We start from the raw sequence: 14,085 nt of genomic DNA, 5'->3' as shown, positions 1-14,085 counted from the left end.
GGATAACCCGGCCCAGGCGCAAATCGGTTTCAATCTGACGCCATATTGGGTACTGATTGATCAATGTGTTTCGGTTTGGGGACGAATGTGATGAATACATTCAATCTCGACGGCATAGATCGAAAAATTCTGAGAATTCTTCAGGAGCAATCCGACATCAGCCATGCCACCCTGGCGGAGTCGGTCGGCGCCTCGCCGGCTTCCTGTTGGCGGCGCATCAAGGCTATGGATATGGCCGGGGTGCTCGGCAAGACCGTCCGGCTCGTCAATCCCGACATGGTCGGACGAGGATTGAATGTCTTCTGCCAGATCCGGATGAAGTCGCACGACCCCGCCGCCCGCCGCAGTTTCGAGCACTTCGTGGAGAGCCATGAGGAGGTCCTGGAATGCTATTCCATGTCCGGAGACTGGGATTATCTCCTGCGCGTCGTCGTTGCGGATGTCGCCGATTATGAAAGATTGCTCATGCGGGGCATTCTCACGCACGAGGCCGTTGCCAACTCCTCGTCCCATTTCGCCCTGAAGAGCGTGAAATATTCGACCGCCATTCCGGTCTGACGGCGCGGCTGGAAAGGGTGTCGCATGCAGGTGAGTGACGAAAACACGAACCGATCTGGCTCACGGCCATTGCGGGCGATCCTGGATGGCTTCCAGCTGAGAGCGGCGAGCTTCATCGTTACCATCTACGGGGACGTCGTGGAGCCGCGCGGGGGCGCGCTCTGGATCGGCAACCTGATCGAGGTCTGCGCGGCCGTCGGAATTACCGAAACCCTTGTCCGGACCGCTGTGTCCCGTCTCGTTGCGGGCGGGCGGCTTGCGGGAGAGCGGCAGGGCAGGCGGAGCTTCTACCGCCTCACGGATTTCGCCCGGACCGAATTCGCCGCCGCGGCGCGGGTGCTTTTCGGCCCGCCGGAGGCAACGGCCTGGCATTTCGTCGAACTGATGGGACCATCCACTGACGAGCGAATGCAGATGCTAGAACGCTCTGGCCACGCGCGCCTCGGCGCGCGCCTCGCCGTCGGGGTCAGGCCATTTCCGCCTGAGATCATGCCCGCCGTCGTCTTCCGCGCGGAGGTTGCGGAAGGAGCGGAACGATTGGGCGACTTTGCCGCCCATTGCTGGGACCTCGCCCCGCATGCGGAGGCCTATGGCGGCTTCCTCCAGCGCTTCGCTCCGCTCGCGGAACTCGTCGAAGCGGGCGGACTTCTGGCTCCTGCCGATTGTCTCACCGCTCGCCTGCTGCTCGTACACCAGTTTCGCCTGGAAGCGCTGCGTGATCCGCGCCTGCCACCGGAGGTTCTCCCGTTGGACTGGCCTGGAGAAGACGCGCGCCGTCTGTTTGCCCGGCTCTATTGCAGCTTGTCGCCTGAAGCCGACCTTCATGTCGCGCAAAGCTTCGTCACCGCTGCGGGGCCATTTCCAAGGGCGAGCGAGGCGACGGAACGCCGCCTTGCGACACTCGGCGGAAAGTGACCGGCCCCAGCCTTGAAAAAACGGAGGAATTTGAGTCGCGGCTGCGGTTCGCGGCCGGCCTTTGCATTTCAATGCCAAGGTGTCGACCAGCAGGGTTCTTCTAAGCGTGTCAGATCATGTCACAGAAAAATTAGAAAATGTCGTTGAAGTGTGACATGTGCAGCGCTATATTTTTAACCGATCGGTCGGCCAATCGAGCAATTCACCGCGCGTCTGATGGAGGAAACCATGTATGCGCAAATGGTGAAATCGGACGTGCCGCGCGTCAAAGGCCTCGACGAGATGGGGCCAGAGGAGCGCGCCTTCCAGGAGCGCATCGACGCAGGCCAGAAGATAGAGCCGAAGGAATGGATGCCTGAAGGCTATCGAAAGACGCTCATCCGCCAGATCAGTCAGCACGCCAATTCCGAGATCGTCGGCCAACTTCCCGAGGGCAACTGGATCACCCGTGCGCCGACGCTCGAGCGCAAGGCGATCTTGCTTGCCAAGGTGCAGGACGAGGCGGGCCACGGCCTCTATCTCTATTGCGCCGCCGAGACCCTCGGGGTGAGCCGCGATGAGCTCTACGAGCAGCTTCACTCCGGCAAGGCCAAGTACTCGTCGATCTTCAATTATCCGACGCTCACCTGGGCGGATATTGGCGCGATCGGCTGGCTGGTGGACGGCGCGGCGATCATGAACCAGGTTCCGCTGCAGCGTTGTTCCTACGGACCCTATTCGCGCGCAATGATCCGGATTTGCAAGGAGGAGAGTTTCCACCAACGCCAGGGCTACGACATCCTGATGAAAATGGTGAAGGGAACGCCGGCACAGAAAGCCATGGTGCAGGATGCGCTTAACCGCTGGTGGTGGCCATCGCTAATGATGTTCGGCCCTTCCGACGAGGCCTCCGTGCATTCGGCCCAGTCCATGGCCTGGAAGATCAAGCAGAACTCAAACGACGAGCTGCGTCAGAAATTCGTCGATCAGACCGTGCCTCAGGCCGAGTATCTCGGGCTCACCATTCCCGATCCGGAATTGAAGTGGAACGAAAATAAGGGCGGCTATGATTTCGGAGAGCCGGACTGGAACGAGTTCTTTGAGGTGATCGCCGGTAACGGCCCCTGCAACGCGGAGCGGCTTGGCGCTCGCAGAAAAGCTTGGGAGGACGGCGTCTGGTTCCGTGATGGCCTGACGGCCCACGCCGAGAAGGTCAGTGCCCGCAGCGCAGCCGCTGCGGAGTAGAGACGGGACTTCGGGAGGAAAACATGTCCAGCGAATGGCCCCTGTGGGAAGTCTTCATCCGCGGTCAGCACGGCCTCAACCATCGCCATGTCGGCAGCCTGCACGCCGCGGATGCGGAGATGGCGATCCACAACGCCCGTGACGTCTACACGCGCCGCAACGAAGGCGTCAGCATCTGGGTGGTGCGTTCTGCCGACATCACGGCCAGTTCGCCATCCGAGAAAGGCCCGCTCTTTGAGCCGTCCAACTCGAAGGTCTATCGTCACCCGACCTTCTTCGACATTCCTGACGAAGTGGGGCACATGTGATGGAAGCGGAGACCACCACGGAAGCGGCCATTGACCGGGCCGCGTTGTTCGAGTTCCTGCTGCGCATGGGTGACAATACGCTCATGCTTGGCCACCGCGTCTCCGAGTGGTGTGGCCACGCGCCGGCACTAGAGGAAGACATCGCGCTCGCCAACACCGCGCTCGATCTCATCGGACAGACGCAGCTCTGGCTCGGTCTTGCGGGAGAGGTTGAGGACAAGGGCCGCAGCGCGGACGACCTTGCCTATCTCCGAGACGTCTACGAGTTCCGCAACCTGCTGCTGACAGAACGCCCCAACGGCGATTTCGGCAAGACTCTGATGCGCCAGTTCCTGTTCGATGCTTGGCATTACCTCCGTTTGCAAACGCTTCTCAGCTCCACCGACCGGCGCATCGCGGAAATCGCCGAGAAGGCCTCGAAGGAAGTCTCCTACCATCTCGAACGCAGCCGCGACCTGGTGATCCGGCTCGGCGATGGAACGGCCGAAAGCCACGCCCGCATGCAGCAGGCGCTCGATGACCTTTGGCCCTATACCGGCGAGATGTTCATGACCGAGGCCGCTGACACGGCGCTTTCGGCCGCGGGGGTGGCACCCGAGCCCCAGAGCCTGAAAGCAGAATGGGATGAACTGGTGGCCGAAACGCTTTCCGAGGCGACGCTGAGAAAACCGACGGATGGCTACATGCACGGCGGTGGCAGGCGCGGCATGCACTCGGAGCACCTCGGCTTCGTGTTGGCCGAAATGCAGTTCCTGCAACGCGCCTATCCGGGCGCCACCTGGTAGGAGGCTCCCGTGCCGACGGCGACACGCCCTTCTGTCGAGGAAATCTGGCGCTGGCTCGCAGATGTGCCGGATCCGGAGATTCCCGTCATATCGGTGACCGATCTCCGCATCATCCGCAATGTCGCCTGGGACGGCGACACGCTGGTGGTGACCGTGACTCCGACCTACTCGGGATGTCCCGCCACCGCGATGATCAATCTCGATATCGAGAGCATGCTGCACCGCAGGGGTATCGAAAAGGTCAGGCTCGAACGCCAGCTCGCGCCCGCCTGGACCACCGAATGGATCACCAGCGAGGCTCGCGAGAAGCTAAGAACCTTCGGCATCGCGCCGCCGGTCGACGGTACCGCTCCGAATGACCGGCTGCACAGACGGATCGAAAGCCTTTCGGGCAACTCGCATCCGACCGTCCAATGCCCGCGTTGCGGCTCCACTCGCACGGAAAAGATCAGTCAGTTCGGCTCGACCCCCTGCAAGGCGAGCTATCGCTGCTCCGACTGCCTCGAACCATTCGATTACTTCAAGTGCATCTGAGGGGATGCGAGGAGCCGCTCGAATGCCACGTTTCCATCCGCTTCAAGTGACCGAAGTCCGGCGCGACACGCGCGACGCGGTGGTCGTGACGTTGCAGCCGAGCAAGGACGACCGCGCGGCGTTCGCGTTCACGCAAGGCCAATACCTGACCTTTCGCCGCATGTTCGATGGCGAGGAGTTGCGGCGCTCCTATTCGATCTGCACCGGCCTTGACGAAGGCGTCTTGAAGGTCGGCATCAAGCGCGTCGATGGCGGTTGGTTCTCCACCTGGGCGAACAAAGAGCTTGGGCCTGGCGATACGCTCGAGGCGATGCCACCGATGGGCGCGTTCTTCACGCCGCTCGAGCCGGAGAAGGCGAAGCACTATCTCGGCTTCGCGGGCGGCAGCGGCATCACCCCGATCCTCTCGCTCATCAAGACGACATTGGCGCGCGAACCGAAATCCCAGTTCACGCTGGTCTATGCCAACCGTCACGTCAGCTCGATCATGTTCCGGGAGGAACTGGAAGACCTAAAGAACCTGTATCTGCAGCGTTTTGCAATGCTGCACGTCCTCGAAAGCGAGGCTCAGGACATCGATCTCTTCACAGGCCGGCTCGATGCGCAAAAATGCGCGGCTCTGTTCCGCGGCTGGATCGACGTCAAGTCGGCCGATGCCGCCTTCATCTGCGGCCCCGAGCCGATGATGCTGGCAGTGGCGGCTGCGCTTCGGGAACACGGTGTTCGCGACGACCAGATCAAGTTCGAACTCTTCGCCTCCTCGCAGCCCAGACGGGCCCGCCGGAGGGCCGCAAGCGCCGAGCGCTCGGATCGGCATGCGACCTGCGAGGCAACGGTCACGCTCGACGGCGTGACGCGCAGCTTTACCTTTCCAAAGCATGGCCAGAGCCTGCTGGAGGCCGCAATCGAAAACCGGATGGACGCCCCCTTCGCATGCAAGGCAGGTGTCTGTTCGACCTGCCGCGCGAAGCTGCTGGAAGGCGAAGTCGAGATGGAGACCAACCACGCGCTCGAGGATTACGAGGTGCGCCAGGGCTACGTGCTCACCTGCCAGTCCCATCCGCTGAGCGATCGCATCGCCGTCAGCTATGATGAGTGAGGGCGCGCGACCTCAATGGAGGAAACCATGTCCGACACAATGCCTATCGAGGAATATCTCGCGGAAGGCGGCGTGCTTACTTCGCCCGACAATGCGCCGCCGCGCTATCGGGCCGAGCTGCTTCGGCTGATGGCGAGCTTCGTCGACAGCGAGCTCGCCGGTTCGGCCGGCTTCGCCGACATCATCAACGACGCGCCGGGGATCAGCGAACGCATTTCGGCGGCCCGGATCGTCATGGAGAAAGCCGATCACGCTCAACAGGTGCTGAAGGTGATGGGGACCTTCGGCGCCGATACCGCGCGCTATGCCGCGCATCATCCCTGGTCGGCCAGGCTTGCCCGCGATACGGACATCGGCGCAGAGCGCCGGGGAGGGGACATGCGCCTTTCGGTTCTCCACTATCCGCTTCAGGGATGGACCGATGCTGTGGCGATGAACGCGCTGATGGGCAAGGCCGTCGTCATTCAAGTCAAGGAACTGGCGCACGTGTCCTATCAGCCGCTTGCCGAAATTTTCCGGACCATTCTGCCGCGCGAGGCACAGCATGCCGACCTCGGAGTCGAGGGGTTGAAAAGGATCGTCGAGACGGAAGAGGGGCGCCGGACCGCGCGGCAGGCAATCGCCTACTGGCAGCCGCGGGTAGCGGCGAGCTTCGGCCGCGCCGGGTCTTCGCGCTACGAAATGCTTGCCCGGCTCGGGCTTCGCCATAGGCCTAACGAGGCGCTGCTTTCCGAGTGGCAGGCGGCGGCCGATACCGACCTGTCGGCGCTGAACCTGAACTGACGAAAGGATGACTCCGATGAATGTCATGGCAGACCGGCCTCGCAGGCTCGAAAGCTATATCGGCGGCGTCTGGACCAGGGGCGCCAATGAGGGCGTGCCGCTTCTCGATGCTGCGACCGGAGTGCCGGTGGCGCTGATCGATTCCACCGGCATCGACTTTCAATCCGCGCTGGCCTACGGGCGCGAGAGGGCTGGCCCGGCGCTCCGCCGCATGTCGTTCCATGAGCGCGCGGCGATGCTGAAGGCACTGGCGCAGGCGCTAATGGAGCGCAAGGAGGAATTCTACGCGCTCTCGACCGCCACCGGCGCCACGCGAGCCGATAGCTGGATCGACATCGAAGGCGGTATCGGCACGCTGTTTTCCTACGCCTCGAAAGGCAAGCGGGAACTGCCCAACACCCGCGTGCTGGTCGACGGCGAGGTCGAGGCGCTCTCGCGCGACAATAGTTTCTCGGCCCAACACATACTGACGCCGCTCGAGGGCGTAGCGGTTCACATCAACGCCTTCAACTTCCCCTGCTGGGGGATGCTCGAGAAATTGGCGCCGACCCTGCTTGCAGGCATGCCGGCGATCGTGAAGCCGGCAAGCCAGACGGCCTATCTGGCCGAACTGATGGTGCGGCGGATCGTCGAGGCCGGGCTCTTGCCGGAGGGCGCCATCCAACTCGTCTGCGGGTCACTCGGCGACCTGCTCGACCATGTCGACGGCCAGGACGTCGTAACCTTCACCGGCTCGGCCGCCATCGGGCGTAAACTGAAGATGCATTCGGCAATCGTCGAGAATTCCGTACGCTTCACCATGGAGGCCGATAGCCTCAATGCCGCAATTCTGGGTCTCGACGCCGGCCCCGCAAGCGAGGAATTCGAGCTCTTCGTCAAGGAGGTCGCGCGCGAGATGACCGCGAAGGCCGGGCAGAAATGCACCGCCATCCGCCGGGTGATCGCACCGCGCGCCCATTGCGACGCGCTGGTCGCGGCTCTTGGTGAAAGGCTGGGCAAGATCGCCCTCGGTAATCCCGCCGACGAAAACGTCCGAATGGGACCGCTCGCAAGCCTGGGGCAAAGGGATGAGGTACGGGCGCGCATCCGTGATCTCACTGCCGAGGCCGAGATCGTCGCCGGTGATCCGCTAAGGCCCCAGGTGGTTTCGGGCGACGCGGAAGCGGGCGCATTCCTCAATCCTGTGCTGCTATATTGCGGCAAACCGGATGCGGCTCAGGCAGTTCACGATGTCGAGGCATTCGGTCCCGTCGGCACCGTCATGCCCTATGATACCGCCGAAGAGGCGGTGGCACTGGTCAAGCGCGGCAGGGGGAGTCTCGTCACCTCCCTCTTCACCAACGACCCGCGTATCGCAGAAGAGCTGGTGCTCGGCATGGCGCCCTTCCACGGCCGCGTTCTGATCGGCAACCGCATCAGCGCGAAGACCTCGACCGGGCACGGTTCACCGCTGCCCGGTCTCGTCCATGGCGGTCCGGGCCGGGCCGGCGGCGGCGAGGAAATGGGCGGCATGCGTGGGATCAAGCACTATATGCAGCGCACCGCCGTCCAGGGCGCGCCGGGCCTGCTTTCGGCCGTTACCGGCCGCTGGGTCGAGGGAGCGCCCGCCCGCACCGAGGCTGGGCATCCGTTCCGCAAGTCGCTCGCAGAGCTTCGCATCGGCGACCAGCTAGTGACCGCCACCCGCACGGTGACGATCGAGGATATCGAGCATTTCGCCGATTTCACCGGCGACACTTTCTACGCCCACATGGACGAGGAGGCCGCAGGCGCCAATCCGTTCTTCGACGGGCGCGTCGCCCACGGCTATCTTATCGTATCCCTGGCGGCCGGGCTCTTCGTCGATCCGGATCCGGGTCCGGTGCTGGCGAATTATGGCGTCGACAAGCTGCGCTTCCTAACGCCCGTTTACCCCGGCGACGCGCTTGAGGTCCGGCTCACCTGCAAGGAGATCAATCCGCGGGTCAATGCCGACTACGGGGAGGTGCGCTGGGATTGCCGCGTCAGCAACCAGACGGGCGCAATCGTCGCGCAGTATGATGTGCTGACGTTGGTGGCAAAGACGACGGGGTAGGACACGAGAAGGCTCAGTCCGGCTGCCCCAGATGTGTGCCCTTGACCGTGCGCGAATGACCGCGAAATTCTGCGATGTGCTCGCCGCGCTGGTTGGTGATGCGGACGTCGTAGATGCCGTCCCGCCCATGCCGCGAGACTTCGCTCGCCGCTGCCGTCAGCCGGTCGCCCTGAAAGGCCGGCGCGAGATAGGTCACCGAACAATGCTGGGCGACTGCGCGCTGGTTATAGCTGTTGCAAGCAAAGGCGAAGGCGGAATCGGCGAGCGTGAAGATATAGCCCCCATGGCAGGTCCCGTGGCCGTTGGTCATCTCCGGCGTGACGGCCATGGAGAGCGTCGCCGCCCCCGACGCAATTTTGTCGATGGTCATGCCGAGGCGCTGCGAGGCGCGATCGTCATCCCACATCGCCCGGGCGCTGGCGCTGGCGAGTTCGTCCGCGGTCATTCTTGCCGCGTCTGTCATCTGCCTTTGAACTCCGGCTTGCGCTTTTCCAGGAATGCCGCCACGCCTTCGGCGTAATCGGCGCTGAAGCCGGCCTCACGCTGCAGATCTCGTTCGAGCTCGAGCTGTTCGTCGAAAGTGTTGCTAGCTGCCGCCTGGATCGCCCGCTTGGTCGTTCCCAGCCCCTTCGTAGGTCCCGTGGCAAGCCGCACAGCAAGCGCAAAGGCTTCTTCCATCAAAGCCGCGTCGTCAACGACGCGCCAGATCAGCCCCCAATTCGCCGCCGTTTCAGCGTCGAGCGGTTCTCCCGTTAGCGCGAGACCCTTCGCACGAGCCTCGCCGACAAGGTGCGGCAAGCTCCAGGTGCCGCCGGAATCGGGTACCAATCCGATCTTTGCGAAGGCCTGGACAAAGCGCGCCGAGCGGGCGGCGAGCGTGATGTCGCAGGCAAACGCGATGTTTGCGCCCGCCCCGGCGGCAACACCGTTGACGGCGCAGACGACCGGCTTTTCGAGGCTGCGGATCAGTCTTAGCAACGGGTTGTAGAGGGTGTCGATCGTGTGGCCGAGATCGACCGGGCCGCCTTTGCGAGGATCGCGATCGCCGAGATCCTGGCCGGCCGAGAAACCGCGTCCAGCCCCGGTCAGCAACACGGCGCGCACATTTTCGTCCGCATGGGCGCGCTCGAAACCGGCGCGCAGTGCGCGATGCATGGCTTCATTGAAGGCGTTCAGCTTGTCAGGGCGGTTGAGCGTCAGCCGCAGCACGCCGTCTGCAAGCGCCGATAAGACGGGATCTGTGTCGGACATTGCTCTTCCCTGCCGCTGTCCCGGTTGGGCTTCAGAAAACCGTTGCAGAGACCAACCGGTCAGTCAATGATAATGAAGAGCAGGGGAGGGACCGGTATGAGACACAACGAGCCGACCACCCTGGCGCAGCAAATAATGTCCGGATCTCAGCGATGACAGTCGCCATCGACGTGCGAGGGGAGATCGCCATCGTCACAGTCGATAATCCGCCCGTCAACGCCTTGTCGCAAACGGTGCGCCGGGCGCTCCTCGAAGCGGCCGAGACGCTCGATGCGCAAGCATCGGTCAGCGCGGTGGTGCTCGTTTGCGCCGGGCGCACTTTCATCGCCGGCGCCGACGTCAATGAATTCGGCAAGCCGCCTGAACCGCCCCATCTGCCCGATCTGGTCGCGCGGATCGAAGGGGCGGCAAAGCCCTGGGTCGCCGCAATCCATGGCAGCGCCGTCGGGGGCGGATTCGAAGTAGCGCTCGGCTGCCGATTTCGCGTCGCGGCCCGCTCAGCTAGCTTGGGCCTGCCGGAGGTCCGGCTCGGCATCGTGCCTGGTGCCGGGGGGACTGTCCGCCTGCCGCGGCTCGCCGGTGTCGAAACGGCTGTGGATCTGGTCACGACCGGGTTGCCCGTCAATGCGCCAAAAGCCGTGGAGCATGGGTTGATCGATGCGGTGATCGACGGCGACCTCATTTCCGGTGCCATGAACTTCGCCCGCGCAGCGCTCGCGCAACCCCTGCCGCCGCCGCTCAGAAATCGTGCCGTCGACTGTCCGGCGGAGAGCTATTGGGAGGCGGCGGAAAAGGCGGTCATCACCCGGGCAGGATGCGAGGTGGCGCCGCTGAAGGCGCTCGCCTGTGTGCGTAAAGCAGCGCAGTTCGATTTTGAGACGGCGATCGCCTTCGAGCGCGAGACCTTCCTGGCGCTACGCGGTTCGGCGCAGGCCGCAGCCCTGCGCCACGTCTTCTTCGCCGAGCGTGCGGCTCTGCGTCCGCCGGAACTGGCGGGTGTCATGCCACGAGAGATCAAATCGGCAGCCGTCATCGGCGGCGGCACCATGGGCGTCGGCATAGCCGCGGCCTTGCGGGATGCGGGCCTTCCGGTCACCTTGGTCGAACGGGACGAGCCCGCACTGGAACGGGCACTCGCCAATCTCCAAGCGATCTGCGACGGCGCGGTGAAGCGCGGTCGCATTTCCGCCGAGATCGCTGCCGAGAGGATGGCGGGCGTTACCGGCATCACCGACTACAATCCGCTTATGGATGTCGACCTTGTCATCGAGGCGGTGTTCGAGGATCTCGGCGTGAAGCGGGAGGTCTTCCAGCGGCTTGCCGGCGCGTGCCGCGATGATACTATCTTCGCGACGAACACGTCCTATCTCGATCCCGAACGGATTGCCGAAGGCATGAGCCGGCCGGATCGATTCCTGGGTTTGCATTTCTTCAGCCCGGCCCAGGTGATGAAGCTGCTCGAGGTCGTACCGACGAAGGCGACCGCACCGGACGTGCTCGCAACCGGCTTTGCCTTGGCGCGGCGTCTGAACAAGATTCCGGTGCGGGCCGGCATCTGCGATGGTTTTATCGGCAACCGGATACTCAAGGTGACACGGACGCAGGCCGAGCGGCTTCTGCTCTCCGGCGCAACCCCCGCGGCCGTCGACGCCGCGATGCGCGCGTTCGGGCTCCCCATGGGCCCCTTCGAGGCCCAGGATCTGGGCGGGCTCGACATCGCGGCTTTCCAGCGGCGGGCCGCGCGCGCCCGGGGCGAGTCGCCCGTTGCGCCGATTGCCGACCGCCTCTGTGCGCTGAAGCGCTTCGGCCAGAAGAGCCTTGGCGGCTGGTACGATTACGAACCCGGCGACCGTACGCCCCGCCCATCCGAAACAGTCGCAGAGGTCATCGCCGAAGAGGCGAGGGGCATGCCGCGCCACGACTGGAACGAGGCTTCGATCGCGGACTGCATCCTCTGGCCCATGGTCAACGAGGGGGCGCGCATCCTTTCGGACGGCACGGCGAACAAGGCCACGGACATCGATCTCGTGGAGATCCATGGCTACGGTTTTCCCCGCTGGCGCGGCGGGCTGATGTATTACGCCCAAGCCCACGGGCTCGGGAAGGTCGCCGATGCATTGCGGGATCTGGCGGGTAAGGGCCTGGCCGGTCCGCCTTGCGACCTCTTGGTGGAAGCTGCCGAACAAGGCTGCTTCCCAGGCGGCGGTAATCAGTGAATTTCTCGCGGAGCGGCTTTCGTGCGCTGATCAGACATGCATGCTCGCGGCTGATCATGAGCAGCTTGCTAATTTAGATGGTCGATTGCGTTGCGGTGGGTTAGAATCCGCATGAACCACGCTGCTAAGCACTCCGCTCTGGCCTGACGGTCGGAGGTAAACGTCTTCTCGTGTTGTGGTAAGAGCATGGAACAGAGACTAGCCGCAGTCCTGGCGGCCGACATGGCGGGCTACAGCCGTCTGATGGAGGCCGACGAAGCAGGCACGATCGCCCGGCTCAGAACCCACCGGATAGAGTTGATCGACCCCGCGATTGCGAAGAACAAGGGTCGGATCATCAAGACGACGGGCGACGGCATGCTCGTCGAGTTCCAGAGCGTGACCGATGCGGTGAAGTGCGCCGTGGAGATCCAGCAGCGCATGAAACGGCGCAATTCCGACGTGCCCCAGGAGCGCCGGATCGAGTTCCGGATCGGCATCAATCTGGGCGACATCATTTTCGAGGAGGACGACATCTTCGGTGACGGCGTGAATATTGCCGCGCGGATCGAGCAACTCGCCGACGTCGGCGGCATCTGCATCACCGCCGCGGTGGCGACGCAGATTGCCGATCGGCTGGAGATAACCCTCGAGGATCTGGGCGAAAAGCTGCTCAAGAACATAAGCCGCCCCGTTCATCTCTTTCGCGTCGGGCTCGATGGGGCCACCACCCTGCCACTGCCGCCCGAGGAAGATGTGAAGCGGTCGGTCTCGAAACCCTCGATTGTGGTGCTGCCCTTCAACAATATGAGCGGCGACCCCGATCAGGAGTTCTTCTCGGACGGTCTGACCGAGGACATCATCACCGAATTGTCCCGCCGGCACGAGCTGTTCGTTATCTCCCGCAACTCGAGCTTCGTCTACAAGAACCGGTCCGTGAACGTGCGCGAAGTCGCCGACAAGCTCGGGGCGCAGTACCTGGTCGAGGGCAGCGTTCGCAAGATCGGCGATCGGGTCCGCGTAACGGTGCAGCTCATCGATGCGGTCAACGATGCGCATATCTGGGCGGACAAGTACGACCGCAGGCTGGACGACATATTCGCGATTCAGGATGAGGTTACAGCGGCGATAGCGGCCACTCTGCCCGGGCGGGTAGAGGCGGCCCAGCGGGACCAATTGGCACGAACGAAGCCGGCGAACATGGCGGCCTACGAGTGCGCGCTCGCCGCCAAGGTGCTGCACCACAGGGGCTCCGCTGCCGATAACGAGCAGGCGCAAGCGCTGATAGACAGGGCGCTCGCACTCGATCCCGGTTATGCACATGCGCATGCATGGCGGGCGTGCATCCTCGGGCAGGCGTGGGTCCATGGCTGGTGCGAGAACAAGGAAGCGACCTGGGCGGAAATCGTCGCCGAACTGGACCGGGCGCTGGCACTCGACGACAACGATGCCGACGTGCATCGCATTCTTGCCGCGGTGAACGTCAACAACAACGCTCTGACCGCAGCGCGTTATCACCAGGAGCGCGCGCTTTCCCTCAATCCCAACTACGATCTGGTCGTGGTTCAGCAGGGCGAGCTGTTGACGTGGCTTGGGAGGCCGGAAGAAGGGATCGAATGGATCCGAAAGGCGATGCGCCTCAATCCTCACCATCCCGAGAGGTTCTGGAGCCATCTCGGCAAGGCGCATTTCGCAGCACGCCAATATGGCGAGGCGGTCGAAGCGTTCATGCACCTGTCGGTCATGGACCATGTCCAGCATGCATTCGTGGCGGCGTGCTACGGCTGGCTCGGCGATGAGATCGCGGCCAGGGCGCATCTGGAGAAGGTGAGGGCCCTTGCTCCGGATGTCGACGTCGATTCATTCCTCGCTACCCTGCACTACGCCCAGGAATCCGACTTCCAACATCTGCGCGAGGGGCTGGCCAAGGCTGCAAAATGCCGGAGCGACCTGTCGACCGGTGAGGTCGCCGCACAGTAGAGGCTCGAGAGAACAGGTTACAAGGCCGCGGTCGGCGGCGACATTTCGCGACTACGCCGATCGCCAGCGAGGGGGGATGAAGGTTTTCCCCCCCCGCATTCCGCGCCAACCTCTTACAGTCGATCACGTTCATGATTTTAGGTCGATCCGACCTAAAATCACTGTGATTTCGGCAAGTGGCGGCAGCTACGCCCGTCAGACTGGGGCGTAGCTGTACGCTCTTATTGCGCAGGCGCCGGCTGGGTGGGAGCCGGTGTGGTTGGAGCGGGCTCCGCAGGCGCAGGCGTTGTCGGCGCGGGCTCAGCGGGCGCAGGCGTTGTCGGCGCGGGCTCAGCGGGCGCAGGCGTGGTTGGCACGGTCTCGGTTTCCGCCGCCGGGG

Annotated in this window: 13 protein-coding genes; 11 read left to right on the top strand and 2 right to left on the bottom strand. The window is 63.6% G+C overall.

The window, feature by feature from the left end:
• Positions 1-90 precede the first annotated feature (90 nt).
• The 9 genes from J2Z31_RS00475 to paaZ all read left to right on the top strand — a co-directional run bounded on the left by J2Z31_RS00475 (position 91) and on the right by paaZ (position 8,280).
• Positions 91-558 carry an Lrp/AsnC family transcriptional regulator gene (locus tag J2Z31_RS00475; RefSeq protein ID WP_209599917.1) on the top strand — a complete coding sequence of 156 codons (468 nt, stop codon included), beginning with the start codon at positions 91-93 and terminating at the stop codon, positions 556-558.
• A 24-nt stretch (positions 559-582) separates the two neighbouring features.
• On the top strand, positions 583-1,473 hold the full coding sequence (paaX, locus tag J2Z31_RS00470) for a phenylacetic acid degradation operon negative regulatory protein PaaX (RefSeq protein WP_209599916.1): 891 nt from the start codon (positions 583-585) through the stop codon (positions 1,471-1,473).
• Between the two features lie 228 nt (positions 1,474-1,701).
• Positions 1,702-2,697 carry a 1,2-phenylacetyl-CoA epoxidase subunit PaaA gene (paaA, locus tag J2Z31_RS00465; RefSeq protein WP_209599915.1) on the top strand — a complete coding sequence of 332 codons (996 nt, stop codon included), beginning with the start codon at positions 1,702-1,704 and terminating at the stop codon, positions 2,695-2,697.
• A 23-nt stretch (positions 2,698-2,720) separates the two neighbouring features.
• Positions 2,721-3,005, top strand: a complete 285-nt coding sequence (gene paaB, locus J2Z31_RS00460; RefSeq protein ID WP_209599914.1) for a 1,2-phenylacetyl-CoA epoxidase subunit PaaB — start codon at positions 2,721-2,723, stop codon at positions 3,003-3,005.
• Positions 3,005-3,790, top strand: a complete 786-nt coding sequence (gene paaC, locus J2Z31_RS00455) for a 1,2-phenylacetyl-CoA epoxidase subunit PaaC (RefSeq protein ID WP_209599913.1) — start codon at positions 3,005-3,007, stop codon at positions 3,788-3,790. Before paaB ends, paaC begins: the two co-directional genes overlap by 1 nt.
• A gap of 9 nt (positions 3,791-3,799) precedes the next feature.
• The gene (gene paaD, locus J2Z31_RS00450) at positions 3,800-4,324 is read left to right on the top strand and encodes a 1,2-phenylacetyl-CoA epoxidase subunit PaaD (RefSeq protein WP_209599912.1); all 525 of its coding nucleotides are present in this window, start codon (positions 3,800-3,802) and stop codon (positions 4,322-4,324) included.
• A gap of 22 nt (positions 4,325-4,346) precedes the next feature.
• Positions 4,347-5,423: a 1,2-phenylacetyl-CoA epoxidase subunit PaaE gene (paaE, locus tag J2Z31_RS00445; protein WP_209599911.1), complete on the top strand. Its 1,077-nt coding sequence runs from the start codon at positions 4,347-4,349 to the stop codon at positions 5,421-5,423.
• Positions 5,424-5,450: 27 nt separating this feature from the next.
• Positions 5,451-6,206 carry a Phenylacetic acid catabolic protein gene (locus tag J2Z31_RS00440; RefSeq protein WP_209599910.1) on the top strand — a complete coding sequence of 252 codons (756 nt, stop codon included), beginning with the start codon at positions 5,451-5,453 and terminating at the stop codon, positions 6,204-6,206.
• 16 nt (positions 6,207-6,222) lie between these two features.
• Complete coding sequence (gene paaZ / locus J2Z31_RS00435; RefSeq protein ID WP_209599909.1) at positions 6,223-8,280, top strand: phenylacetic acid degradation bifunctional protein PaaZ; 2,058 nt, start codon at positions 6,223-6,225, stop codon at positions 8,278-8,280.
• Between the two features lie 13 nt (positions 8,281-8,293).
• Here the strand turns inward: paaZ and paaI are convergent, their stop codons facing one another.
• Together paaI and paaG are read right to left on the bottom strand one after the other, a co-directional pair.
• Positions 8,294-8,743, bottom strand: a complete 450-nt coding sequence (gene paaI / locus J2Z31_RS00430; RefSeq protein WP_209599908.1) for a hydroxyphenylacetyl-CoA thioesterase PaaI — start codon at positions 8,741-8,743, stop codon at positions 8,294-8,296.
• The gene (gene paaG, locus J2Z31_RS00425; protein WP_209599907.1) at positions 8,740-9,531 is read right to left on the bottom strand and encodes a 2-(1,2-epoxy-1,2-dihydrophenyl)acetyl-CoA isomerase PaaG; all 792 of its coding nucleotides are present in this window, start codon (positions 9,529-9,531) and stop codon (positions 8,740-8,742) included. The genes paaI and paaG overlap by 4 nt, the downstream gene beginning before the upstream one ends.
• 152 nt (positions 9,532-9,683) lie before the next feature.
• Here paaG and J2Z31_RS00420 point away from each other — a divergent pair, with 152 nt between their 5' ends.
• Both J2Z31_RS00420 and J2Z31_RS00415 read left to right on the top strand, forming a co-directional pair.
• Positions 9,684-11,747 (top strand): FAD-dependent oxidoreductase, encoded by a 2,064-nt coding sequence (locus tag J2Z31_RS00420; RefSeq protein ID WP_209599906.1) that lies wholly within the window; start codon positions 9,684-9,686, stop codon positions 11,745-11,747.
• Between the two features lie 186 nt (positions 11,748-11,933).
• Complete coding sequence (locus J2Z31_RS00415) at positions 11,934-13,706, top strand: adenylate/guanylate cyclase domain-containing protein (protein WP_209599905.1); 1,773 nt, start codon at positions 11,934-11,936, stop codon at positions 13,704-13,706.
• The last annotated feature ends 379 nt before the right edge of the window (positions 13,707-14,085 follow it).

This window comes from Sinorhizobium kostiense, assembly GCF_017874595.1.
Classification (GTDB): domain Bacteria; phylum Pseudomonadota; class Alphaproteobacteria; order Rhizobiales; family Rhizobiaceae; genus Sinorhizobium; species Sinorhizobium kostiense.
The sequence above is the reverse complement of the archived record's forward strand: the minus strand, read 5'-3'. Positions and strand labels throughout refer to the sequence as shown.